The sequence below is a fragment of the Lentzea sp. NPDC036955 genome (genome assembly GCF_055608005.1).
Map to the genome: position 1 here is coordinate 130050 of NZ_JBVJRC010000003.1, position 21662 is coordinate 151711.

A 21662-nucleotide genomic window follows, 5' to 3' on the forward strand; every position below is an offset into this window, starting at 1 on the left:
TCGCGGCCAAGCGGGTCGCGGCCAAGCGGGTCGCGGCCAAGCGGGTCGCGGCCAAGCGGGTCGCGGCCAAGCGGGTCGCGGCCAAGCGGGTCGCGGCCAAGCGGGTCGCGGATGAGGCAGATCGCGGCCCACGCCGACCGCAGACCGGCGCCAACCGCAGACCGGCGCCCGTCGCGGACCGGCGGGACGCGAGCAGGCGGGACGCGGGCAGGCGGGACGCGGGCAGGCCGTGCGCCGACCACGGCTCACGGGCCGACGCTGATCGCGACCAGCGGGTCGCGGCTGAGGCGGATCGCGGACCGACGCCCGCCGTCACCCGCCCTCTGCCAGCCGCCCCTGCCAGCCGCTCGCTGTCAGCCGCCCACCGTCACCCGCCCACTGCCAGCCGCCCGCCGTCAGCCGCCGAACTCCCGCTCCACCACCTCCGGCCAGGTGCCGTCGGCAAGCCCGCCCGCCATCAGCACGTCCCGCCAGTCGACGTGGCTCAGCTCCACGAGCTTCCTCAGCTGCCCAAGACTCCCTCCTGCCGCCAGCACCACGGCGGCGTGCACCCGTTCGACGTCCTGGTTGCCGGTTTCGGTGCCGGCCAGCTCCCGCAGGGCTTCGCCCGCTTCCTCGGGGCGGAAGTCGGCTCGCACCCGCGCGACCACCCGCTCTGACGCGTTCATGACCGCGACGGTAACCGGCAACCAGCGCGGCTGGTCGGTGCGCGACCGTTCGGCCGACCACTCGGCGCGGCACGGCGAACGAACGGCCCGCCGCTGTCATGGGCACACAGGACCACCCGCCCCGCACCGGGCAGCCGCCGACCGGTCGGCGCGTCCGTCCTGCCGGTCAGCGCGGTGCGACACGGGGGCTGTCCGCGTCCGGCAGGGGGCGGGCCTGGTCCAGCACCTCGTCGGTGTACTTGTCCAGCAGCCGCGTGCCGATCTGCTGCGCGTAGCCGAAGATGACCGCCCACAGCAGCAGTGCCGCGGCCGAGGGGATGCCGATCAGGCCGCTCGTCACGCCCGCTCCCAGGGCCAGGATGCCGACCACCGCCAGTGCCGCGCCGAGCATGATCTTGATCAGCGCCTGGTAGCCGATCATCACGTACGGCGAGAGCGATGGCCGGCGGCGCAAGAGCAGGACCACGGCGGCCAGCACCGCGCCGAACGCGCCGAGCACCTGTACGAGCCAGACGTCCACTCCGGACGCCTTGGCGGTGCCGCCGGGGCAGACCGTCGGCAGCGCGTTCTCCTTCGGGTCCACGCACAGCGGGATGATGCCCGGCTTCACGATGCTCACGACGCCGAGCACGGTGTTGATGACGAACAGCACCAGTGACGCCGCGATCAGCTTGTTGCGCAACGCCCGCGAGCCCGCGTGGGCGAAGTCCGAGTTGTCGTACGCCGCACGCAGGGCGTCGACCACGATCGCGCGTTCCACCGCGGGCGTGAACTCCCCCGGCCGCAACGACTCCAGGGCGCGGCGGCGGGGGTCGTCGTCGTCCAGGTACTGCGCCACGCGCGCCTGCAGGCCCGGCAGCCGGCCGAGGAAACCGCGCTCCGCCGAGATCGTCGCCACCTCGGCCTCGTGCAGCGCGCGCCAGGCCCGCTCGATGTACCAGCCCGACCACCACGACGGCACCATGCGCCACCACGGCTCGCGGTCGGTCAGCATCGCCTCCACCACGGCGGCCTGCTCCTCGGCGGTGCGGCGCCAGACGTCGCCCTCCGGGTCGACCGGGTCGGACGGGCCGAGCGCAGCCAGATCCGCGCGGACCCGGTCCAACCGGGACTGCACGACGAGTCGCCAGTCGGTGACTCTGGGTTTGCGATCGGCCATGGACCGATGGTGACAGGCACCACTGACAATTTCCGCAGCCATCCGTGTGACGTGCGGAAACGTCACCCGAGCGCCTCAATCGGTGATCACATGCCCTGGAAGCGGACCGTGACGGCAGGTCCGCGCGGCCGCCGCGGGCTCAGGCGGTCTGCGACGGCTCCACCAGCGCGCGGAGCCGGGGAGGCATCCTCTTCTCCAGCCCGTACGGTTCGAGGTGGGCCTGCAGCACGCCCGTGAACGCCCGCTCCACGGAGGCGGTGTCCCAGTTGTCGCTCTCCAGGATCGGTTGCTTGAAGTACGGCTGCCCCACGATGTGCAGCTGCCTGCCGTTGCACCGCACGACCTGCCCGGTGATGCCCTCGGAACGGTCCGACAGCAGGAACAGCACCAGCGGCGCCACCTTGCCCGGTGTGCGGTCGGCCGGAATGGCGCGCAGGGAACGTTCGGACTTCCACACCATTCGCGTGTGGGCGACGGGGCAGACGGCGTTCACGCGGATGCCCTCGGACTCCAGGTCGAGCGCCCACGAGTAGCTCAGCGACGCGACCGCGCCCTTGGTCGCGGAATAGGTGCCGAGTTTGCGCTGGCCGAAGGAGGCGCCGGAGGAAATGTTGATGATCGAGCCGCCGCCGGACCCGCGCATTGCGCGCATGGCGGCGATTCCGACGTAGATGACGCCGAGCACGTTCACCTCGACGACCTCCCGGATGGTCTCCGGGTCGTCCTCCCACGGCAGCGTCTCGTAGTTCAGGCCCGCGTTGTTGACCAGGCCGTCGATGCGGCCGAACTCGTCGACGCACAGGTCCACGATCTTCGCGGCCTCGCTCGGGTCCGCCACCGTGTGGTTGGAGGCGACCGCGCGGCCGCCGTAGCCGCGGATGTGCTCCGCCACGTTCTCGGCCAGGTCACCGTCGTTGTCGTTGACCACCACCGAGGCGCCCGCCAGCGCCGCGTGCATCGCGTAGGCCTCGCCGAGTCCTCGGCCCGCCCCTGTGATGACGACGGCTTTTCCGTCCAGGATCCCCATTGCACGCTCTCTTTCGGTTCTCGGCGGTGGTTCCCCTGACCCCCCTGTGGCCCTGTACCCGCCTTCGACAAGCGTGCGGACCAACCGAAGCGGTGCTCACCACGTTTCGTTGAGGTGACACTGCCGAGCGCCCAATGGCGCAGCGAGTTCACCCCGGCAGATGACCCCGACTGATCGGCCCGGTGGTACCCCGGGCTTTTGCCCTCACCTGTTCGAGTGACAAATTGCGAGGAAAACACCCAAATGGTCCCCGAAAGCATCGAAAAGGGCCGCCTCCCGCTGGGGGAGGCGGCCCTGAATTCGACAGTTCACCGGTCCGTGTAGGTCAGGTTCTTGCCGCTGGACGGGTCGAAGAGCTGGATCTTGTCGGCGTCGAACCAGATCTCCGCGGGGGAGCCCGCGGTGGCACCCGACGCCGACGACAGCCGCGTGACGAGCGAGATGCCGTCACCCGGCACGTCGTCCGCGCCCATGTCCGCCGCGAGGTCCTGCAGGTCGGCCGAGGTGACCTGCTCGCCCTTGAGGTTGAAGTAGGCGTACTTGTCCGAGCCCATCGACTCCAGCACGTCCACGTTGGACGTGAACTTGCCACCGGAGGACAGCACCGCGCCGTCCACCAGCGCCGCGTCCTCGAAGTGCTCCGGGCGGATGCCCATGATCACCTCGCGGGGCGCGTCGGCACCCTCCAGCAGCTGCCGCACCCGGTCGGTCAGCGTCACGTCGCCGAGCGCCGAGCGCAGGCCGCCGTTCTCCAGCGACGCCGGCACGAAGTTCATCGACGGCGAGCCGATGAAGCCCGCGACGAAGAGGTTGGCCGGGTTGTCGTAGAGGAACTGCGGCGCGCCGATCTGCTGCACGATCCCGCCGCGCATGACGACGACCCGGTCGCCGAGGGTCATGGCCTCGGTCTGGTCGTGCGTCACGTACACCGTGGTCGTGCCGAGCTGCTTCTGCAGGCGCGACACCGAGGTGCGCATCTGCACGCGCAGCTTGGCGTCCAGGTTGGACAGCGGCTCGTCCATGAGGAACGCCTTGGGGCTGCGCACGATCGCGCGGCCCATGGCCACGCGCTGCCGCTGGCCACCGGACAGGTTGGACGGCTTGCGGTCGAGGTGCTGCGACAGGTCGAGGATCTCCGCGGCCTCCTTGACCTTCTTCTCGACCGTGGCGTTGTCGACCTTGGCCAGCCGCAACGGGAAGGCCATGTTCTCCTTCACCGTCATGTGCGGGTACAGCGCGTAGGACTGGAACACCATCGCGATGTCGCGGTCCTTGGGCGCCTTCTCGTTGACGCGCTGCCCGCCGATGCGCAGCTCGCCGTCGGTGATGTCCTCCAGGCCCGCGATCATGTTGAGCGTGGTGGACTTCCCGCAGCCGGACGGTCCGACCAGGATGATGAACTCGCCGTCGGCGATCTCGAGGTTGACCTCCTGGACGGCCAGCGCGCCGTCGGGGTACCTCTTCGTCACCTTGTCCAGAACGATCTCTGCCATTGGTCAACTCACCCCTTGACGGCGCCGGAGGTCAGGCCGGCGACGATCCGGCGCTGGAAGAACAACACGAAGAGGATGATCGGGATGGTGATCACGACGGCGGCCGCCGCGATCGACCCGGCCGGGTCCTCGAACTGCGAGCTGCCGGTGAAGAACGACAGCGCCACCGGCACGGTCCGCGACTGCTCGGTCGAGGTGAGCGAGATCGCGAAGAGGAAGTCGTTCCAGCAGAAGATGAACACCAGGATCGCCGTCGTGAACACGCCCGGCGCGGCCAGCGGCGCGATGACGCGACGGAACGCCTGCCCCGGCGTCGCACCGTCCATCTTGGCCGCCTTCTCGAGCTCCCAGGGGATCTCGCGGAAGAACGCCGACAGGGTGTAGATCGCGAGCGGCAGCGCGAACGTGATGTACGGCAGGATCAGGCCGGGCCACGTGTCGAAGAGGCCGAGCGAGCGCTCGATCTCGAACAACGGCGACACGAGCGAGACCTGCGGGAACATCGCGATCAGCAGCGAGACGCCGACCAGCAGGTTCTTCCCGGGGAAGTCGAGCCGGGCGATGGCGTAGGCAGCCATGGTGCCGAACACCACGGCGATCGCGGTCGCGATGAGCGCGATGCCGATGGAGTTGATCAGCGCCCGCGTGAACTCGGACGTCGAGAAGATGTTGCGGTAGTTCTCCAGACTCCACTCGCGCGGGATGAAGTTGCCGTCCGCCAGCGTCGCCGACGACTTGAACGACAACGACACGATCCACAGCACCGGCAACAGCGCGTAGATCACCACGACGGCGTTGAGCAGGCCCCAGCCGACCTTCTTGCCGGTGGTCTCCGCTCCTCCGATTCCAGCCATCAGCGCTTCCCCCCGTCGTCACTGCCGGGGGCAGCGGTGCCGAAGAGCTTGATGAACACGAACGCGATGATCGCGACCATGATGAAGATCAGCACGGACATGGTCGATCCGATGCCGAGGTTCAAGCCCTTGATCAGGTTGTTGTAGGTCAGCATCGACACCGACGACGTGCCCTGCGAGCCCGCGGTGAGCACGAAGAGGTTGTCGAAGATGCGGAACGCGTCGAGCGTGCGGAACAGCAGTGCCACCAGGATCGCCGGCTTCATGATCGGCACGGTGATCTTGATGAACCGCTGCCACCCGCTCGCGCCGTCCATCGCGGCGGCCTTGAGCAGGTCGTCCGGCACCAGTGCCAGACCGGCCATCAGCAGCAGGGCCATGAACGGCGTGGTCTTCCAGATCTCCGCGAGGCCCACGACCATGAGCGCGGGGATCTTCTCGGTCAGCACCGGCTCACCGCCGAGGGCCTCCGCGAGGTAGCCGGTGCCGGGCGTCCAGGCGAAGCGCCAGGAGAACGCGGCCACGACCGTCACGATGCCGTACGGGATCAGCGTCGTCGTGCGGACGATGCCCCGGCCGACCAGCGCGCGGTGCATGATCAGGGCGAGCGACATGCCCAGCACCAGCTCGATCGCGACCGTGACGACGGTCAGCACGACCGTCACCCACACCGCGTTCCACCAGTACGGGCTGCTGAGCACGGCGACGTAGTTGTCGAACCACACCCATTCGGTGCGGTCGGGGAACTTCAGGTCGAACTTCTGCATCGACAGCAGCAGCGAGTAGAGGATCGGCCAGCCGGTCACCGCGACCATGGTGAGCGCGGCCGGCGCGCAGAGCAGCCAGCCGAGCCTGCGCTCGGCCTTCTTGCCCTCGCTGAGCGCCACCTTCTTCTTGGGAGCGACGGGCTCCGCTGTCGCTGCCCCGGTCTTCTCCGCAGTCGCGTGGCTCACGGCAGCACCCCCTTGGAGTCGAGTGCGTCCTGGAGTTCCTGGCGCAGCCGGTCACCGGTCGCCTTGGGGTCGATGCTCGCCGGCGGCGACAGGACCGTGGCGATCACGGTCGACGCGTTCTGGTAGGCGGGCGTGCGCGGCCGCACACTCGCGTTCTTCAGCGTCTCCTTGATGGTGTCGCGCATCGGGTACGCCTCGGCCATCTCGGGCTCGTCGTAGACGGCCTCGATGGTCGGCGGCACACCGTCCTTGAGCGCGGCGAGCTTCTGGTTCTCCGCGCTGCGCAGGCACAGCACCGCGTCGAACGACTCGTCCGGGTGCCTGGTGTACGCGCTGACGGCGAAGTTGATGCCACCGACGGTGACCTTCGACTTGTCACCGCCGAACGCGGGGTACGGCGCCCACTTGAAGTTCTTCGCGAAGTCCGGCTTCTTCTGCGCCGCCGCGTAGACGTACGGCCAGTTGAGCTGGAACGCGGCGTTGCCGTTCTCCATGGCCAGGCGCGCGTTGTCCTCCGCGGCGTTGGAGAACGACGGGTCGATCGCCTTGGACGTGGCGAGCTTCTTCAGCGCCGCCAACGCTTCCACGGCCTTGTCGTCGACCACGGCCTTGGTGCCGCTCTCGTCGATGATCTTGCCACCGTTGGAGTTGACCAGGGTGTTGTACAGCACGACGAGCCCCTCGTACTGCTTGCCCTGCCCCACGATCCGGCCGGGTTTGCCCTGTGCGACCAGGTCCTCGGCCATCGTGATCATCTCGTCCCACGTCGTCGGCGCCTTCGGCACGAGGTCCGAGCGGTACCAGAGGAGCTGGACGTTCGTGTTGTCCGGGGCCGCGTAGAGCTTGCCCTCGTAGGTGGCGGTCTCCAGCGGCGTCCTCAGCGTGCCGCTCTCCACCTGCGACTTGACGGACCCGGTGAACTCCTTGAGCCAGCCCGCCTCCGCGAGCTCGGCCGTCCACGTGACGTCAAGACCGAGGACGTCCATGCTGTCGTCCTCGGCGGCGAGTCTGCGCACCATCTGCTCGCGCTGACCGTCCGCTTCCCGCGGCAGCTTGTTGTAGACGATCTTGTAGCGCCCCGCGGCCTTGGCATTGCAGTTGTCGACGATCGCCTGGAAGTTCTCCTGGGGGTATTTGTAGACGTTGACGGTGATGCCGTCGTCGCTCGACCCGCACGCCGTGACGGTTGATGCCGCGAGCAACGCGACCCCCACACCGGCGGCGAGTCGATGGCGTCGGTTCGCACCCATCGGCCCTGCCTCCTTCCCGACTGCACGGAGGAGCCAGACCGCAATGCCCGGCACCTCGTCGTGCCACCGGCCGCACCCGGCGGACCGGTGCACCGAACCTAGGCCTGGTGATCAGGAGCCGCAACCAAGAGAGGCAACGATTCAGAACCAATAGCTGTTCTTCATGTCTCAACAGCTAGGGGTTTGAAGGGCGCATGGCCAGCCTGGCCAGCAGGTCACGGCCCTTCTCCGCCGATTTCGGGTGGCACAGCACGTCGTACCGCCCTGCCACCAGCTGGCTCGCCGACTGGAAGTCCCGCTTGCCCCGCGCCGACCCGTAGCCGACCGCGGCGAACACGAGCCCGAAGAACACACCGGTGATCAGACCCGTGAGCACCGGCCCGACCGTCACCCCCGGTTCCGGGCTGAAGAGGGTCAGCAGCAGGCCGACGAACAGACCGAACCACGCACCGCTGGCGGCACCGGTCATGAGGACGCGCCCCCAGGTGAGCTTCCCGGTGACCCGCTCGACCAGCATCAGGTCCACGCCGACGATCGTCACGTCCTGCACCGGGAAGTCCTCGAGCGCCAGGAAGTCGACCGCCCGCTGCGCCTCCTCGTAGGTGGCGTACGACCCGACCGGCCACCCCGTCGGCGGCGTGGGCAGGCGTGGCGGGACACCGGGTCGGTTCGGGTTGGCGAACGGACTCGTCACAGGGGACCACCTCTGTCGGACGCGCTGATCGTTCCATCCTGCCAGTGCCCGGTGCGCCGTGCTGAGACGCCTAAGGGTGTTTTGCCGGATTGCTCCACTGACCGCAACGCCCACAGCGCGCTACTCGAACCGGACGACGAACCTGTGCTCGGCGGGACGTGGCGCGTCTCTCTCCGCCACGGCGGAGAGGATCTTGACGATCTTCTCGTACAGCTCGTCGCCGAGCAGTTCCCTGCTGACCTCGGAGTCCACCCACACCAGCTCCACCGGACGTTCGACGTCGGTGCTCAGGCGGTCCCAGAGCGCGGACAGGTTGTTGCCGTAGTACGGCCCGAAGTCGAGCGGGCCGGCAAGCGCATCGTGAAACGCCCGCTCCCCCGTGATCGACTTTCCGTCGACGACCACCTTCACGACTCCTCCTGCTTCGAAGGACGCCCTGCTACCTCGCCGAGGACGACCGTGAGCTCGTCAGCGACGACCACCGCCCGCACGAGCACCGATCCGACCGAGAGCTCCACACCGGTCGTCTTACCGTTCTCGACCACCAGCGAGATGTCCTCGACCCGACGTCCTACGAGTTCTCGGTAGTCCCCCTCGGACGACACGTCGAAGGCGGTCCACTTCCCCGAGCGGGCCACGAAGTCCTGGTTCTCGGGGGACAGCGGACCAGCGAACGGGTCAGCCCATTCACCGGTGGACAGGCGGAGCGACTCACCATCGGAGCCCGACTCGAAGAGGAGGACCGCACCGTTCTCCAGGGTGAGCTCGATCGGTCCCTCCTCGGCCTCGCGGTGGCCGCCGGGACGCACGTAGTTGACGCGTCTGACCTTGGCGATCGCATTGCCCAGCAGCTCTTCGAGCCGTCCGACAGACATAGGAGCTTCTCCGGTGATGATCCGACGACTGCCCACACGATCCGTGGGCCACTTGCCGCCCTCGAACTTAGGCGAAGACCAGCCCGAACCGGTGTGCGAACGCACGGTGGGCGCGCGCGTAGGCGTCCTTGCCCGCCCCCACCCGCTCCCGCTCCTCCTCGATCACCGCGGCGGCCTTGCCGAGGTCGCCGTCGACGACGTGGGTGATCGCCAGCGTGCGCGGCCGGTCGAAGCCGAGCAGCGAGCGGTCAGCGCCGGGTGGTCACCGCGGCCGCGGGAGGCAGGGTGTGCGGGGGTTCGTCGGTGACCCAGGCGTACTCGATGGCGGACAACCGGCCGTTGGCGACCCACAGCAGCAGTTCGCCGATGTGCTCGCCGTTCGAGTGCACCTCGGCGCTGACCGGCAGCACGCCGTCGGGCACGTCAGCAGCGGGGCCGGAGGTGTCGAGGTCGAGGCTGGCCGATCCGTCGTACCACGGTGCGCGCACCTGGACGTGGTCGAGCTGGGCGTGCAGGCCGGGGAAGTCGGTGAGCAGGAGAGCCAGCAGTTCGCGTTCGGACGGGGCCAGTGGGCGCGGGTGGGCCGGGAGGTGGCGCAGGAGCTCGGCGGCGAGCAGGCGGAGCTCGGCCCACTGCGCGGCAGTGGCCAGTGAGGTGACGTGCCACACCGGGCCGGGGCCGCTCATCGTCTCCAGCAGGGTGTCGATGCGGTCGACGAACGGGCCGGCGGCCGGCGGGACCGGGTGCCGGCGGACGTCGTCGAACTCCAGGGCGAGCTCGTCGGTGGACGGAGCGGTGCCGATCGACTCCAGATGAGCGCGCTGGGCGGAGGCGGGCAGGGCGAGGCGGCGGGTCGGGCCGGCCAGGGGGTGCGTCATGAGGTCACCAGAGCATCGTCGAACGTGTGGTTCGAGTGTGGACCTGCGGGCAACCGGGTTTCAGTGCGGCACGGGCGGAGGAACGTCGTCAGCTCCGGCGGCACCTCGTCGAGGTGTTCGGTGAGCTGCAACAGGATCCGGCCACCGCCGAGGTGTTCGACGGCACGACGGGGTGCGGTGGCGAGAACCCGTTGCACGCCAACGAGCGCGGCGACCTGGCGCAGTCCCGGTGCGGGCCGGACGGGGAGCGTCAGGGGCCACTCCCGTGAAAGAGCGACCCCCAACGGGCTAACCCCGGCTCTGGTACTCCCGCAGCAGGCCCCGGGAGATGATCGTCTTCTGGATCTCCGAGGTGCCCTCGCCGATCAGCAGGAACGGCGCCTCGCGCATCAGGCGCTCGATCTCGTACTCCTTGGAGTAGCCGTAGCCGCCGTGGATGCGGAACGCCTCCTGCGTCACCTCCGCGCAGTACTCCGAGGCGATGAGCTTGGCCATGCCGGCCTCGACGTCGTTGCGCTGACCGGAGTCCTTCAGGCGCGCCGCGTTGACCATCATCAGGTGCGCCGCCTCGACCTTGGTGGCCATCTCGGCGAGCTTGAACGCGATGGCCTGGTGCTCGGCGATGGCCTTGCCGAACGTCCTGCGCTGCTGCGAGTACTCGATCGCGAGCTCGAAGGCGCGGAGCGCGATGCCGCACGCGCGGGCGGCCACGTTCACGCGGCCCACCTCGACGCCGTCCATCATGTGCCGGAAGCCCTGGCCGGTGGCGCCGCCGAGGACCTGGTCGGCGGAGATCTCGAAGCCGTCGAACACCATCTCGGTGGTGTCGACGCCCTTGTAGCCCATCTTGTCGATCTTGCCGGGGATCGTGAGGCCGGGCAGGACCTCCCCGTAGCCCTCCGGCTTCTCCACCAGGAACGTCGTGAGGTTCTGGTGCGGCTTGTCCGCGCCCTCGTCGGTCTTCACGAGCACGGCGGTCAGGTTCGACGTGCCGCCGTTGGTCAGCCACATCTTCTGGCCGTTGATCGTGTAGCCGTCCGCGCCCTTGACGGCCTTCGTGCGGATCGCGGCCACGTCCGAGCCCAGCTCGGGCTCCGACATCGAGAATGAGCCGCGCACCTCGCCCGCGGCCATCCGCGGCAGGTACTTCTCCTTCTGCTCCTGCGTGCCGTGCTGCTTGAGCATGTGCGCCACGATGAAGTGGGTGTTGATGACACCGGAGACGCTCATCCAGCCGCGCGCGATCTGCTCGACGACGAGCGCGTAGGTCAGCAGCGACTCGCCGAGCCCGCCGAACTCCTCCGGGATCGTCAGGCCGAACAGGCCCATCTCCTTCATGCCCTCGACGATGTCGGCGGGGTAGGTGTCGCCGTGCTCCAGCGCCTGCGCGTGCGGGATGATCTCCTTGTCCACGAACGTGCGAACGGTCGCGAGGATTTCTTCCTGGATGTCCGTGAGACCCGCGGTCTGGGCGAGGCGCGCCATCGCACTTCCCTTCCGAAGCAAGAGTTACCGGCGAGTATGGACCGGTTAACGCTCGTTCGCGACCGAGGTGTGCTCTCCGCAACACAGCCATGGCGGCTGTACCGAAACAGCTTCCCCAACAGGTGTGATCGCGCACCCATGCGCGGCGAATGAACAGTGCGGACTTAAGATCCCGCCTCACCACACCTAGGGGGACCAGCGATGACCTACGACCCGTACAACCCGAAGCAGGACCCGTACGGCCAGCAGCCCGGCCAGCCCTACGGCCAGCAACCCGGCCCGTACGGCGCGCAGCCGATGTACGGCTACGGCTACCCGCCGCCCGTGCCGAAGCCGCAGACGAACGCGATCCTCGCGCTCGTGCTGTCCTGCGTGGGCATCGCGACCTGCGGCGTGACGTCCATCATCGGCGTCATCTTCGGCCACATCGCGATGGGGCGGATCAAGCGGGGCGAGGAAGACGGCCGCGGCCTGGCACTGGCGGGCCTCATCGTCGGGTACCTGGTCATCGCCGGTTACCTGCTGTACTTCGCGATCGTCATCATCGCGATCATCGCGGCGGCCAAGCAGGGCAGCACGTACTAGCGGTGAGCTCAGCCCGCGAGGGCGATCTCCAGCGCACCACCGCAGTGGCGGCACACGTCGGCGAACACGTGGACGTCGGCATCGCATCCAGGGCAGCTGCGGAAGCTGCGCTCGAGCAGGTCGTCCTCGCGGCGCTTGAAGAGCCGCAGGCGCCTGCCCGCCTTGCCGTTACTCGAACGTGACATGCCCCAGAGCATGCACCCGCACCGGGGCGAGATCGCAAACCCCGGTCACGGATTGTGCGTCACCTCACCCGTTTTGAACGCAACCCGTGACGGTCGGCCACGTGCAGTGACATCAGGGGTGAAATGGCGCACAACCCGTGACGGATCTCAGTCCTCCGGGGGCGTCCACACGTTCGCACGCGACATGCCCGCGGCGCGTCCCTTGCCGGAGATCACGAGCGCCATCTTCCGCGACGCCTCGTCGATCATCTCGTCGCCGAGCATCACGGCGCCGCGCTTCCCGCCCGCCTCGGACGTGTAGTACTCGTAGGCGTCGAGGATGTTCTCGGCGTGGTCGTAGTCGTCCTGCTTGGGGCTGAAGACCTCGTTGGCCGCCTCGATCTGGCCGGGGTGCAGCACCCACTTGCCGTCGAAGCCCAGTGCCGCGGACCGGCCGGCGACGCGCTTGTAGCCCTCGACGTCGCGGATCTGCAGGTACGGGCCGTCGATGGCCTGCTTGTCGTGGGCGCGCGCGGCCATCAGGATCCGCATCAGGATGTAGTGGTAGGCGTCGCCCACGTCGTAGCCGGGCGGCTGCTCGCCGACGACCAGCGACTTCATGTTGATCGACGCCATGAAGTCCGCGGGGCCGAAGATGATCGTCTCGACGCGCGGGGACGCGGTGGCGATCGCGTTGACGTTGTTGAGGCCCAGGGCGTTCTCGATCTGCGCCTCGATGCCGATCTTGCCGACCTCGTGGCCCATGGTCTTCTCGATCTGGGTGAGCAGGAGGTCGAGTGCCACGACCTGCTCCGGCGTCTGGACCTTCGGCAGCATGATGCAGTCGAGGTTCGCGCCCGCGCCCTCGACGACCTCGGTGACGTCGCGGTAGGTCCACTCCGTCGTCCAGTCGTTGACGCGCACGACGCGGGCCTTGCCGTCCCAGCCGCCCTCGTTGAGGGACGCGACGATGGTCTTGCGGGCGTCCGGCTTGGCCAGGGGCGCGCAGGCGTCCTCCAGGTCCAGGAACACCTGGTCCGCCGGCAGCGTGCGGGCCTTGTCGATCATCTTCTGGCTCGAGCCGGGGACCGCCAGACACGAGCGACGGGGACGCTGCTGGTCGACCACTGGAGTACCTCCTCGTACCGGCCGGTAACTATGTGGGCCACAGTGGCACGCATCGCTGCGGGGCGCATGTCCGCTGAGTCCCGTCTCACAGCCCCTGGCAGTCTGAACCGGTGGAGATCACGCGCATCCTCGACGCGGCGCTGCGGAAAGCGGCCGCCGTGTGGATCACCTCACCCGGCCGCGAACCGAAGCTGGTGCACGCCCACTGGCGCGACGACGCGTTGTGGGTGATCACCGGCGGCACGGAACAGCAGGTGCCCGGACTGACCGATGGCGCCGAGGTCACCGTCACCGTCCGCTCCCCCAGCACGCACTCGCACCTCGTCGACTCGCAGGCCACAGCCCGGCTCGTGGAACCGGACGACGAGACGGCCCAGGCGCTGAAGACCGCGCGGCTCAACACGAAACCCGAGTGGGACGCGGTGTACCGGCTGGAGTTCGGCACGTGATCACCGTGCCGGAGGGCTTCGGGCTCGAGCTCGGCGAGGGCGCGCCGGAGTGGGTCGCGAAGCTGCCTTCACTGGCCACGAAGGCGTGCGCGCGCTGGCGGCTCACCCCGGACGGCGCGCTGATGAACGGGTTCTGCGCCGTCGTGCTCCCGGTGCGCCGGCCGGACGGGCACCCGGCCGTGCTGAAGCTGACGTGGGTCGACCGCGAGACCGAGCACGAGCCGATCGCGTTGCGGCTCTACGACGGCAACGGCGCGGTCCGGTTGCTCGGCCACGACGCGGAACTCGGCGCGTTGCTGCTGGAACGCCTCGACCAGCACTCGCTCGACGACGAACCGATCGACCTCGCCGTCGGCGTGATCGGTGATCTGCTGCGCCGCCACCGGCACCTCGAAGCGCCTGCGAACTTCCGCCGGTTCACGGACACGCTGAAGGAGCACCCGGCCGTTCCCCGCAGGCTGCTCGACGCGGCCAGGGAGGCGGGCACCCGGCCGATGGGCACGACGCTCGTCAACGAGGACCTGCACTACCGGAACGTGCTGCGCGGCGACCGGGAACCGTGGCTCGTGATCGACCCGAAGCCGCTGTCCGGTGACCCCGAGTACTGCATGATCCCGTTGCTGTGGAACAGGTTCGGCGAGCTGGACGGGCGCAGGGGGCTGACCGGCCGGTTCCTCGCGCTGTGCGACGCGGGCGAGCTGGACGTGGCGAAGGCCCGCGACTGGACGTTGCAGCGCGCGGTGGCGAACTGGATCTGGTGCCTGGAGGAGGACCTGCCGGACCAAGCGGCCATCTGCGCCGAGATCGCCGAGTGGGCGGTCAGGTCCTGATCTAGGCTCGCTGTCGTGGTGGCTGTGAACAGGGTCTACATCGCGCAGTTGGCCGGACTCCCCGTCTTCGGCCCCGATGGCGAACCCATCGGCAAGGCCAGGGACGTCGTGATCAGCCTCCGCATCGACCGGCAGCCACCGCGGGTGCTCGGCATGGTCGTCGAGCTCGCCACCCGCCGGCGGATCTTCGTGCCGATGCTGCGGGTCACCACGGTCGAGCCGAACGCGGTGACGCTCGCGACCGGGTCGGTGAACCTGCGGCCGTTCCACCAGCGGGTCAACGAGGTCCTGGTGATCGGCGAGGTGCTGGACGCCACGGTGGAGCTGGAGGACGGTTCGTCCGCGACCGTCACCGACGCCGCGATGGAGCTGACCCGCACCCGTGACTGGCGGATGGTCAAGGTCGCGGTCCGCCGGCGCTCCGGACGCCTCGGCCGACGCGGACCGGTGCAGGTGTGGCGGTGGGAGGACGTCAGCGGTCTGAGCGTGAACCAGCTCGCCGGCCAGCCGCAGGGAGCGCAGCAGCTCGTCGCGGTGTTCGAGGGCATGCGCGCGGCCGACGTGGCCCACGCCCTCCACGAGCTGCCGCCCAAGCGCCGCCACGAGGTCGCGGACGCCCTCGACGACGAACGGCTCGCGGACGTCATCGAGGAACTGTCCGAAGAGGACCAGAAGGACGTCCTGTCGCACCTGGACGAGGAACGCGCCGCGGACGTCCTGGAGGCGATGAACCCGGACGACGCGGCCGACCTGCTCGCCGAGCTGTCCGAGGTGACGAAGGACCGGCTGCTCGACCTCATGGAACCCGAGGAGTCCGAACCGGTCCGCCGCCTGCTGGAGTACTCGTTCGACACCGCGGGCGGTCTGATGACGCCGGAACCGATCATCCTGACGCCGGACGCGACGATCGCGGAGGCGCTGGCACGGGTGCGCAACCCCGACCTCACGCCGGCGCTGGCGTCGATGGTCTTCGTCTGCCGCTCCCCCTCCGCGACGCCGACGGGCCGCTACCTCGGCTGCGTGCACATCCAGCGGCTGCTGCGCGAACCACCGTTCGACCTCGTCGCCGGCGTGCTCGACACCGACCTGGCCCGGTTGTCGCCGAACGCCTCGCTGAGCGACGTGACCCGTTACTTCGCCACCTACAACCTGGTGTGCGCACCGGTGATCGACGACACCGAGCACCTGCTCGGCGCGGTCACCGTCGACGACGTGCTGGACCACCTGCTGCCGGACAACTGGCGCGAGACGGGACTGAGCCATGCCTGAAGTACTGCCCCGCCGCAGGCTCGACCAGCCGCGCGAACCGAGGGGTTTCCGGTTCTCGATCGACCCCGACACGTTCGGACAGCTCTCCGAGCGGCTCGCGCGCTTCCTCGGCACCGGCAAGTTCCTGTTCTGGCAGACGCTGATCGTCGTCGTCTGGATCACGGTGAACCTCGTCGCGGTGTCGTTGCGGTGGGACCCGTACCCGTTCATCCTGCTGAACCTGGCGTTCTCGACCCAGGCCGCCTACGCCGCACCGCTGATCCTGCTCGCGCAGAACCGGCAGGACGACCGGGACCGGGTGTCGCTGGAGGAGGACCGCAAGCGGGCGGCGCAGACGAAGGCGGACACCGAGTACCTGGCGCGCGAACTGGCCGCGGTGCGACTGGCCCTCGGCGAGGTGGCGACGCGCGACTTCATCCGCGGTGAGCTGGAGAAGCTGGTGAAGGAGCAGGACAACCGCAAGAAGGTCAGGCCGTGACGGCCGACCGGGACCAGCCGCTGCTCACGGCCTGACGTGCCCGGCCTCGACCAGGTCGGCCAGCACGTCGTGGATCGCGGGTGCCGTCTCGGCGTGCGCGCGGTACTCGTCGCGGGTGACGTAGGTGAGCTCGGCGATCTCGCTCGTCGGCTGCGGTGTGCCGAGCAGCTCCGCCGTGAAGCAGGTCATGTCGACGATCGCGCCCTCTCCCTCGCCGTACGCGGGGGCGACGTAGCGCTGAAGGACCTCGGGGCGGTCGAGGTCGGTGCCGAGCTCCTCGCGGACCTCCCTGCGCAGCGCCTCGGCCGGGGTCTCGCCGGGTTCGATCTTGCCGCCGGGGAGGTAGAAGGCCTTCTTGTTGCGTGAGCGCACAACGAGGAGGCGGCCGGCCTCGACGTGCACGAGTCCCACGACGGTGATCACGGGAAGACGTCGTCCGCGGCCAGCCGGTCGCAGGTGCGTCCGAAGGCCTCCAGCTCACCGGGTCCGAAGCTCTCGCCGAAGTGCTCGGCGACGCCCGCCAGGTGGGTGGTGGAGGCGCTGCGGAGGCGTTCGGCACCGAGCGGTGTGAGCACGGCCACGATGCCGCGTCCGTCACCGTCGGCGCGTTCCCGCCCGACGAGCCCCGCGCGTTCCAGCCGGTCCACGAGCCGGGTCACGCCGGAGCGGGACAGCAGGACGGCGTCGGCGAGCTCGGTCATGCGCATGCGCGTGGAGGGCGACTCGGCCAGTTGAACCAGCACGTCGTACGCCGCGAGAGAAAGGCGCTGCTCAGCAATCAGTTCGGTCTCGAGGACCCGCGTGATCCGTGCATGCGCGCGGAGGAACGATCGCCACACCCCGAGCTCGACGCGGGTGGGCAATCGGGAACTACCCGATTCCGGCACGGACGTCGATGTTACGGACAGCGCTCCTCCCGCTACGACCTGGGCCTGCGCTGGAAAGTGACCGGCCGGTAGGACGGGCGTGAACCGGACGTAGCATGGATCGGTGACCACCACGCAGCCCCTCCCCACCGCGGAGGACGTCCGCAAGGCGCTCTCCGGTGTGCAGGACCCCGAAATCCGCCGTCCGATCACCGAGATCGGCATGGTCAAGGACGTCGAGGTGGCCGCGGACGGCTCGGTCGTGGTCGGGGTCTACCTGACGGTCGCCGGCTGCCCGATGCGCGACAAGATCACCGCCGACGTCACCGCGGCCGTGTCCGCGCTGGAAGGCGTCTCGTCGGTGCGCGTCGACCTCGACGTGATGAGCGACGCCCAGCGCACCGAGCTGCGCAAGACCCTGCGCGGCGGCACCGAGGAACCGGTCATCCCGTTCGCCCAGCCCGGCTCGCTGACCCGCGTGTACTGCGTCGCGTCCGGCAAGGGCGGTGTCGGCAAGTCCTCGGTCACCGTGAACCTGGCCGTCGCCATGGCCGCGCGCGGCCTGTCCGTCGGCATCGTCGACGCCGACATCTACGGCCACTCGATCCCCCGCATGCTCGGCGCGGACGGCCGTCCCACCCAGGTCGAGAAGATGATCATGCCGCCGCAGGCGCACGGCGTGAAGGTCATCTCGATCGGCATGTTCACCCCCGGCAACACCCCGGTGGTGTGGCGCGGCCCGATGCTGCACCGCGCGCTGCAGCAGTTCCTGGCCGACGTGTTCTGGGGCGACCTCGACGTCCTGCTCCTCGACCTCCCGCCGGGCACCGGTGACGTGGCCATCTCCGTGGCCCAGCTCGTGCCGAACGCCGAGATCCTGGTCGTCACGACCCCGCAGACCGCCGCCGCCGAGGTGGCCGAACGCGCCGGTTCCATCGCGTTGCAGACCCGGCAGCGGGTCGCGGGCGTGATCGAGAACATGTCGTGGCTGGAGATGCCCGACGGCTCCCGCATGGAGGTCTTCGGCGCGGGCGGCGGTGCGGCCGTCGCCGAGTCGCTGACCCGTGCGGTGGGCTCCGACGTGCCGTTGCTCGGCCAGATCCCGTTGGACCCGCGGCTGCGGGAGAACGGTGACGCGGGCACCCCGATCGTGCAGGCCGTGCCGGACTCGGCGGCCGCGCAGGTCCTCACCGAGGTGGCGACGAAGCTTTCGGTCCGCTCCCGCGGCCTGGCCGGCCGCCTGCTGAACGTCTCGCCCGCCGGGCGGTAGCAGAACGAGGACGAGGGGCCCCGCGTCACCGGACCGGTGACGCGGGGCCCCTCGTTCGTTCTCGGGTCAGGTGGCGTCCGGGTCGAACGGCGGGCGTTCGCCGGGGGCCAGAGGGCGCTGCTCAGGGGTGGGAGGAGTGGGCGGCGTCGGGTAGCCGTTCGCCTTCGTCGTCGGCTCCGGGTCGTCGAAGAGGTGCTTCGTCACCGCGCGCTTCGGATCGAAGTTGCGCAGCTCCCGCAGGTCCTCCAGGGGTTTGCGGAGCTGTTCGAACTCCGGGCCCATCTCCTGCTTGAGCTGCTCGCGTGCGCCGGTCGCGTACTCACGGACCTGGCGGACCGTCTTGCCCAGCCAGGCCGCCGCGGACGGCAGGCGTTCGGGGCCCAGGATGAAGAGACCCGCGACGACGATGATGAGGATCTCGACCCATCCGATGCTGTCGAACACGGGTCCCAGCCTACTTGTCAGTCGGACTTGAGCGTGACGTCGATTTTCAGCTCACGGCCCTGCCGCGCCAGCACGACCTGCACGGTTTCGCCGATTTCGTGTTCCCTGACCGCTACGACCAGTTCGGCGGCGTTGCGGACCATCCGGTCGCCGACCTTCGTGATGACGTCGCCCTCCTGGATGCCGGCGGTGGCCGCGGCCCCACCGGCGGGGACGTTCTGCACCTGGGCGCCCTCGGAGGTCTCGGCGGAGACCGACTTGACGTTGACGTTCATGTCGGCGTGCTTGACCGAGCCGCTGCGGATGAGCTCCTGGCCGATCTTGCGGGCCTGGTTGCCGGAGATGGCGAAGCCGAGGCCGACCGAACCGCCGGTCTCGGTGCGGATCGACGAGTTGATGCCGACGAGGGCACCGCGCGAGTCGACCAGTGCGCCACCGGAGTTGCCGGGGTTGATGGCAGCGTCGGTCTGGATGGCGTCGTAGGTGACCTGGGGGCCGCCGTTCTCGCCCGCAGCGGTCACGGGGCGGTGCAGCGCGGAGACGATGCCCTCGGTGACGGTGTTCGACAACTGCAGCGGCGAGCCGACGGCGATCACGGAGTCACCGACCTGGAGCTCGTCGGAGTTGCCGAACTGCAGCACCGTCGGGTTCGTCACCTCGACCTTGATGACGGCGAGGTCGGTCTTCGGGTCGCGGCCCACGACGCGGGCCGCGGCGCGGGTGCCGTCGGTGAACACGGCGCTCAGCTTCGCCGAGGAGTCCGCGGCGGCGGGGGCGACGACGTGGTCGTTGGTGAGGATGTAGCCGCCGCTCTCGATGACGACGCCGGAACCGACGCCCGCGACGTTCGCACCCTTGAACTCGATGGAGACGACGCTCGGGGTCACGCGCTTGGCGATGTCGGACACCGAGCCGGCCGGGCGTTCCTTGCCCTCCGAGACCTCGGCCAGGGTGACCGTCGAGTCGGTCAGCGGGTTGCCGGCGCGCCCGATCAGCCAGCCGACGAGGCCGCCGACGGAACCGACCAACAGGGCGGCGACCATCAGCAGGGCGAGGGCGGTGGGCTTCACGCGGCGGCCGAACAGCAGCTCGGGGACGCTCAGCTGGGGACCGGGCTCCTGGGCCTTCTCCGGCTCTCCCGGCGGGTCCTCGCCCACGGCGGGCGGGCCGATGACGGCACCGGCGGCGGGGTCGCGCCACGGGTCGGCGGCGGGCTTGCCGTCCCAGAAGACCGGGTCGACGTCGGGGTCGGGCGTGCTGTGCGGCTGGTGGCCGGGCGGGCGCTGCAACAGCTCACCGGAGCCCTGGCGGCCGAACGCGGTGGCCAGCGACTCGGGCGGGGGCGGCGCGGACTGCACCTGGGGAACCTGCACGGTGCGCGCGGCGAACGCGCCGTCGACACCGGCGGGGCGGCCGAAGGCGGTGGCGTGGGTGGGGTCGACCGGCGGCTGCACGAGCGGTCGCGGGCGCAGCCTGCGGTGTGCTCCGTCGTCCACTCCGGACACAGGTGTGGGCGTCTGGCCGTTGGGCGACTGCTGGCTCATCTCTCCCCGAGTTTTCCGCTAGGAGTGCTGAACCACAGCCTGCCTGACGAGCGGTGAAATAGCTGTCAGCGGGTGCCGACGAGCGCGCCGGTCAGGTCCTGGTGGATCAAGGGCGCCGGCTGCGCGGGCAGCTTCGGCTCGCCGTCCGGGGTGGCGAACGCGAGCGCGCCGAGCAGCATGCCGCTCACGACGACGCCCGCTCCCTGGCGGGCCCTGCGGCCGGTGAACCAGCCCTGGCTGCCCAGCGGCTTGGACGACCCCAGCACGGGACCGGAGCCGAACGCGGGCTTGTCGGTGCGCTGAACGGCGACGAACTGGCCGTCCTCGGTGATCGCGAGCCCGTCCGGTGCGGACGGCAGCTCGACCTCCTGCGGGATGGCGCCGAGCCGGTCGAGCAGCGAGGCCGACGCCGTGGGCGCCGACGCGGTGCGCACGGCTGCGCGCGCCTGCTGCTGCGTGTAGGTCTCGAACGCGCAGAAGCCGCAGCGCTGGATGTGCGCAGAGGCTCGCTCGTGTGCGACCGAGGACAGCTCTCCGTCCACGAACGCGACCACGGCATCCGGCAACAGGTGCTGCTCAGGCAGGCTCCAACCACGGAGGTCGGTCATGCAGAGTCCTCCAGCAACGATTCCCGACGACGGCGTTCCAAAGCGACCTTCAGGGCCTGGCGGCCCCGGTGGATCCTGCTCCTCACGGTACCCATCTTCACCCCGAGAGTGGCGCCGATCTCCTCGTAGGAGAGTCCTTCCACGTCACAGAGCACGACGGCGGCCCTGAACTCCGGGGGGAGCTCGTCGAGCGCGGCCTGCAGGTCCGGGTCGAGGTGGTTCTCGTCGTAGATCTCCTCGGGGGACAGGTCGTCACCCTCGAGGCGGTCGTTGTCCTCGGGCAGCGCCTCCATGCGCACGCGGCTGCGCCGGCGTGCCATGTCCAGGAAGAGGTTGGTGGTGATGCGGTGCAGCCACCCCTCGAAGGTGCCCGGCTTGTACGACGCCAGGGAGCGGAAGACGCGGATGAACGTCTCCTGCGTGAGGTCCTCGGCGTCGTGCTGGTTGCCGGTCAGGCGGTACGCGAGCCGGTAGACCCTGTCCGCGTGCTCGCGGACAATGCTGTCCCACGAGGGCGGCGTCCAGTCGGCCGTCTCGATGGGCGCGACGGCCTCCGGCGAACTCGACTGCGTGCGCATCAGGTGTTTCGGCACCTCCATGTGGGCCGCCCGGCGACCCTTGTGCGGCTCAACGGACGGCGGGTCCGGCTTGTTCCCGACCAGAGCCTGGCTTCTTGCCCCTGTACCTTCTC

Annotated in this window: 27 protein-coding genes; 7 read left to right on the top strand and 20 right to left on the bottom strand. The window is 69.5% G+C overall.

Going from position 1 to position 21662, the window contains the following annotated elements; genetic code table 11:
- Positions 1-395 precede the first annotated feature (395 nt).
- From ACZ7CF_RS09730 to ACZ7CF_RS09780, 11 genes are all read right to left on the bottom strand, one after another.
- Positions 396-668, bottom strand: coding sequence for a hypothetical protein (locus ACZ7CF_RS09730; RefSeq protein WP_458429290.1), 273 nt, complete (start codon positions 666-668; stop codon positions 396-398).
- 166 nt (positions 669-834) lie between these two features.
- On the bottom strand, positions 835-1827 hold the full coding sequence (locus tag ACZ7CF_RS09735; RefSeq protein ID WP_360386274.1) for a hypothetical protein: 993 nt from the start codon (positions 1825-1827) through the stop codon (positions 835-837).
- A 139-nt stretch (positions 1828-1966) separates the two neighbouring features.
- Positions 1967-2854 (bottom strand): SDR family NAD(P)-dependent oxidoreductase, encoded by an 888-nt coding sequence (locus ACZ7CF_RS09740; protein WP_360386271.1) that lies wholly within the window; start codon positions 2852-2854, stop codon positions 1967-1969.
- Positions 2855-3162: 308 nt separating this feature from the next.
- Positions 3163-4347, bottom strand: coding sequence for an ABC transporter ATP-binding protein (locus ACZ7CF_RS09745; protein WP_360386268.1), 1185 nt, complete (start codon positions 4345-4347; stop codon positions 3163-3165).
- Between the two features lie 8 nt (positions 4348-4355).
- On the bottom strand, positions 4356-5201 hold the full coding sequence (locus ACZ7CF_RS09750; protein WP_360386265.1) for a carbohydrate ABC transporter permease: 846 nt from the start codon (positions 5199-5201) through the stop codon (positions 4356-4358).
- Positions 5201-6154: a carbohydrate ABC transporter permease gene (locus tag ACZ7CF_RS09755; protein WP_360386262.1), complete on the bottom strand. Its 954-nt coding sequence runs from the start codon at positions 6152-6154 to the stop codon at positions 5201-5203. The genes ACZ7CF_RS09750 and ACZ7CF_RS09755 overlap by 1 nt, the downstream gene beginning before the upstream one ends.
- Complete coding sequence (locus ACZ7CF_RS09760; RefSeq protein WP_360386260.1) at positions 6151-7404, bottom strand: ABC transporter substrate-binding protein; 1254 nt, start codon at positions 7402-7404, stop codon at positions 6151-6153. Before ACZ7CF_RS09760 ends, ACZ7CF_RS09755 begins: the two co-directional genes overlap by 4 nt.
- Positions 7405-7579: 175 nt before the next feature.
- Entirely contained in the window at positions 7580-8098 is a 519-nt protein-coding gene (locus tag ACZ7CF_RS09765; protein WP_360386258.1) for a YflT domain-containing protein, read from the bottom strand.
- Positions 8099-8218: 120 nt separating this feature from the next.
- The gene (locus ACZ7CF_RS09770; RefSeq protein ID WP_470369386.1) at positions 8219-8509 is read right to left on the bottom strand and encodes a barstar family protein; all 291 of its coding nucleotides are present in this window, start codon (positions 8507-8509) and stop codon (positions 8219-8221) included.
- Positions 8506-8973 carry a hypothetical protein gene (locus ACZ7CF_RS09775; RefSeq protein WP_470369387.1) on the bottom strand — a complete coding sequence of 156 codons (468 nt, stop codon included), beginning with the start codon at positions 8971-8973 and terminating at the stop codon, positions 8506-8508. Before ACZ7CF_RS09775 ends, ACZ7CF_RS09770 begins: the two co-directional genes overlap by 4 nt.
- Positions 8974-9221: 248 nt before the next feature.
- Positions 9222-9851, bottom strand: a complete 630-nt coding sequence (locus ACZ7CF_RS09780; RefSeq protein WP_360386250.1) for a hypothetical protein — start codon at positions 9849-9851, stop codon at positions 9222-9224.
- A 26-nt stretch (positions 9852-9877) separates the two neighbouring features.
- On the opposite strand from ACZ7CF_RS09780, the gene ACZ7CF_RS09785 reads away from it, so the two are divergent.
- Positions 9878-10120: a hypothetical protein gene (locus ACZ7CF_RS09785; protein ID WP_360386248.1), complete on the top strand. Its 243-nt coding sequence runs from the start codon at positions 9878-9880 to the stop codon at positions 10118-10120.
- A gap of 19 nt (positions 10121-10139) precedes the next feature.
- On the opposite strand, the gene ACZ7CF_RS09790 is transcribed toward ACZ7CF_RS09785, so the two are convergent.
- A complete protein-coding gene (locus tag ACZ7CF_RS09790; RefSeq protein ID WP_360386246.1) occupies positions 10140-11336 on the bottom strand; it encodes an acyl-CoA dehydrogenase family protein in 1197 nt (398 codons plus the stop codon).
- A 201-nt stretch (positions 11337-11537) separates the two neighbouring features.
- Between ACZ7CF_RS09790 and ACZ7CF_RS09795 the strand changes: the two genes are divergently transcribed.
- A complete protein-coding gene (locus ACZ7CF_RS09795; protein WP_458429294.1) occupies positions 11538-11921 on the top strand; it encodes a DUF4190 domain-containing protein in 384 nt (127 codons plus the stop codon).
- Between the two features lie 8 nt (positions 11922-11929).
- Here the strand turns inward: ACZ7CF_RS09795 and ACZ7CF_RS09800 are convergent, their stop codons facing one another.
- Entirely contained in the window at positions 11930-12106 is a 177-nt protein-coding gene (locus ACZ7CF_RS09800; protein WP_360386241.1) for a hypothetical protein, read from the bottom strand.
- Positions 12107-12253: 147 nt separating this feature from the next.
- Complete coding sequence (locus ACZ7CF_RS09805) at positions 12254-13213, bottom strand: HpcH/HpaI aldolase/citrate lyase family protein (RefSeq protein WP_360386239.1); 960 nt, start codon at positions 13211-13213, stop codon at positions 12254-12256.
- Between the two features lie 110 nt (positions 13214-13323).
- Between ACZ7CF_RS09805 and ACZ7CF_RS09810 the strand changes: the two genes are divergently transcribed.
- The 4 genes from ACZ7CF_RS09810 to ACZ7CF_RS09825 are packed head-to-tail and all read left to right on the top strand — an operon-like array spanning position 13324 to position 16239.
- Positions 13324-13662: a hypothetical protein gene (locus ACZ7CF_RS09810; RefSeq protein WP_470369388.1), complete on the top strand. Its 339-nt coding sequence runs from the start codon at positions 13324-13326 to the stop codon at positions 13660-13662.
- Positions 13659-14492: an aminoglycoside phosphotransferase family protein gene (locus ACZ7CF_RS09815; RefSeq protein WP_470369389.1), complete on the top strand. Its 834-nt coding sequence runs from the start codon at positions 13659-13661 to the stop codon at positions 14490-14492. The genes ACZ7CF_RS09810 and ACZ7CF_RS09815 overlap by 4 nt, the downstream gene beginning before the upstream one ends.
- Positions 14493-14507: 15 nt before the next feature.
- A complete protein-coding gene (locus ACZ7CF_RS09820; protein ID WP_360386232.1) occupies positions 14508-15761 on the top strand; it encodes a magnesium transporter MgtE N-terminal domain-containing protein in 1254 nt (417 codons plus the stop codon).
- The gene (locus tag ACZ7CF_RS09825; protein ID WP_360386229.1) at positions 15754-16239 is read left to right on the top strand and encodes a DUF1003 domain-containing protein; all 486 of its coding nucleotides are present in this window, start codon (positions 15754-15756) and stop codon (positions 16237-16239) included. Before ACZ7CF_RS09820 ends, ACZ7CF_RS09825 begins: the two co-directional genes overlap by 8 nt.
- Positions 16240-16263: 24 nt before the next feature.
- Here the strand turns inward: ACZ7CF_RS09825 and ACZ7CF_RS09830 are convergent, their stop codons facing one another.
- Together ACZ7CF_RS09830 and ACZ7CF_RS09835 are read right to left on the bottom strand one after the other, a co-directional pair.
- Positions 16264-16662 (bottom strand): NUDIX hydrolase, encoded by a 399-nt coding sequence (locus tag ACZ7CF_RS09830; RefSeq protein WP_360386226.1) that lies wholly within the window; start codon positions 16660-16662, stop codon positions 16264-16266.
- Positions 16659-17126 (bottom strand): MarR family winged helix-turn-helix transcriptional regulator, encoded by a 468-nt coding sequence (locus tag ACZ7CF_RS09835; RefSeq protein ID WP_360386224.1) that lies wholly within the window; start codon positions 17124-17126, stop codon positions 16659-16661. The genes ACZ7CF_RS09830 and ACZ7CF_RS09835 overlap by 4 nt, the downstream gene beginning before the upstream one ends.
- 103 nt (positions 17127-17229) lie before the next feature.
- Here ACZ7CF_RS09835 and ACZ7CF_RS09840 point away from each other — a divergent pair, with 103 nt between their 5' ends.
- Positions 17230-18375, top strand: coding sequence for an Mrp/NBP35 family ATP-binding protein (locus ACZ7CF_RS09840; protein ID WP_360386221.1), 1146 nt, complete (start codon positions 17230-17232; stop codon positions 18373-18375).
- Positions 18376-18441: 66 nt separating this feature from the next.
- On the opposite strand, the gene tatB is transcribed toward ACZ7CF_RS09840, so the two are convergent.
- The 4 genes from tatB to sigE all read right to left on the bottom strand — a co-directional run bounded on the left by tatB (position 18442) and on the right by sigE (position 21570).
- Entirely contained in the window at positions 18442-18819 is a 378-nt protein-coding gene (tatB, locus tag ACZ7CF_RS09845) for a Sec-independent protein translocase protein TatB (protein ID WP_360386219.1), read from the bottom strand.
- 17 nt (positions 18820-18836) lie between these two features.
- Entirely contained in the window at positions 18837-20363 is a 1527-nt protein-coding gene (locus ACZ7CF_RS09850) for a S1C family serine protease (protein ID WP_360386217.1), read from the bottom strand.
- 65 nt (positions 20364-20428) lie between these two features.
- A complete protein-coding gene (locus tag ACZ7CF_RS09855; protein ID WP_360386214.1) occupies positions 20429-20971 on the bottom strand; it encodes an anti-sigma factor in 543 nt (180 codons plus the stop codon).
- A complete protein-coding gene (sigE, locus tag ACZ7CF_RS09860) occupies positions 20968-21570 on the bottom strand; it encodes an RNA polymerase sigma factor SigE (RefSeq protein ID WP_045312713.1) in 603 nt (200 codons plus the stop codon). The genes ACZ7CF_RS09855 and sigE overlap by 4 nt, the downstream gene beginning before the upstream one ends.
- Positions 21571-21662: the final 92 nt, after the last annotated feature.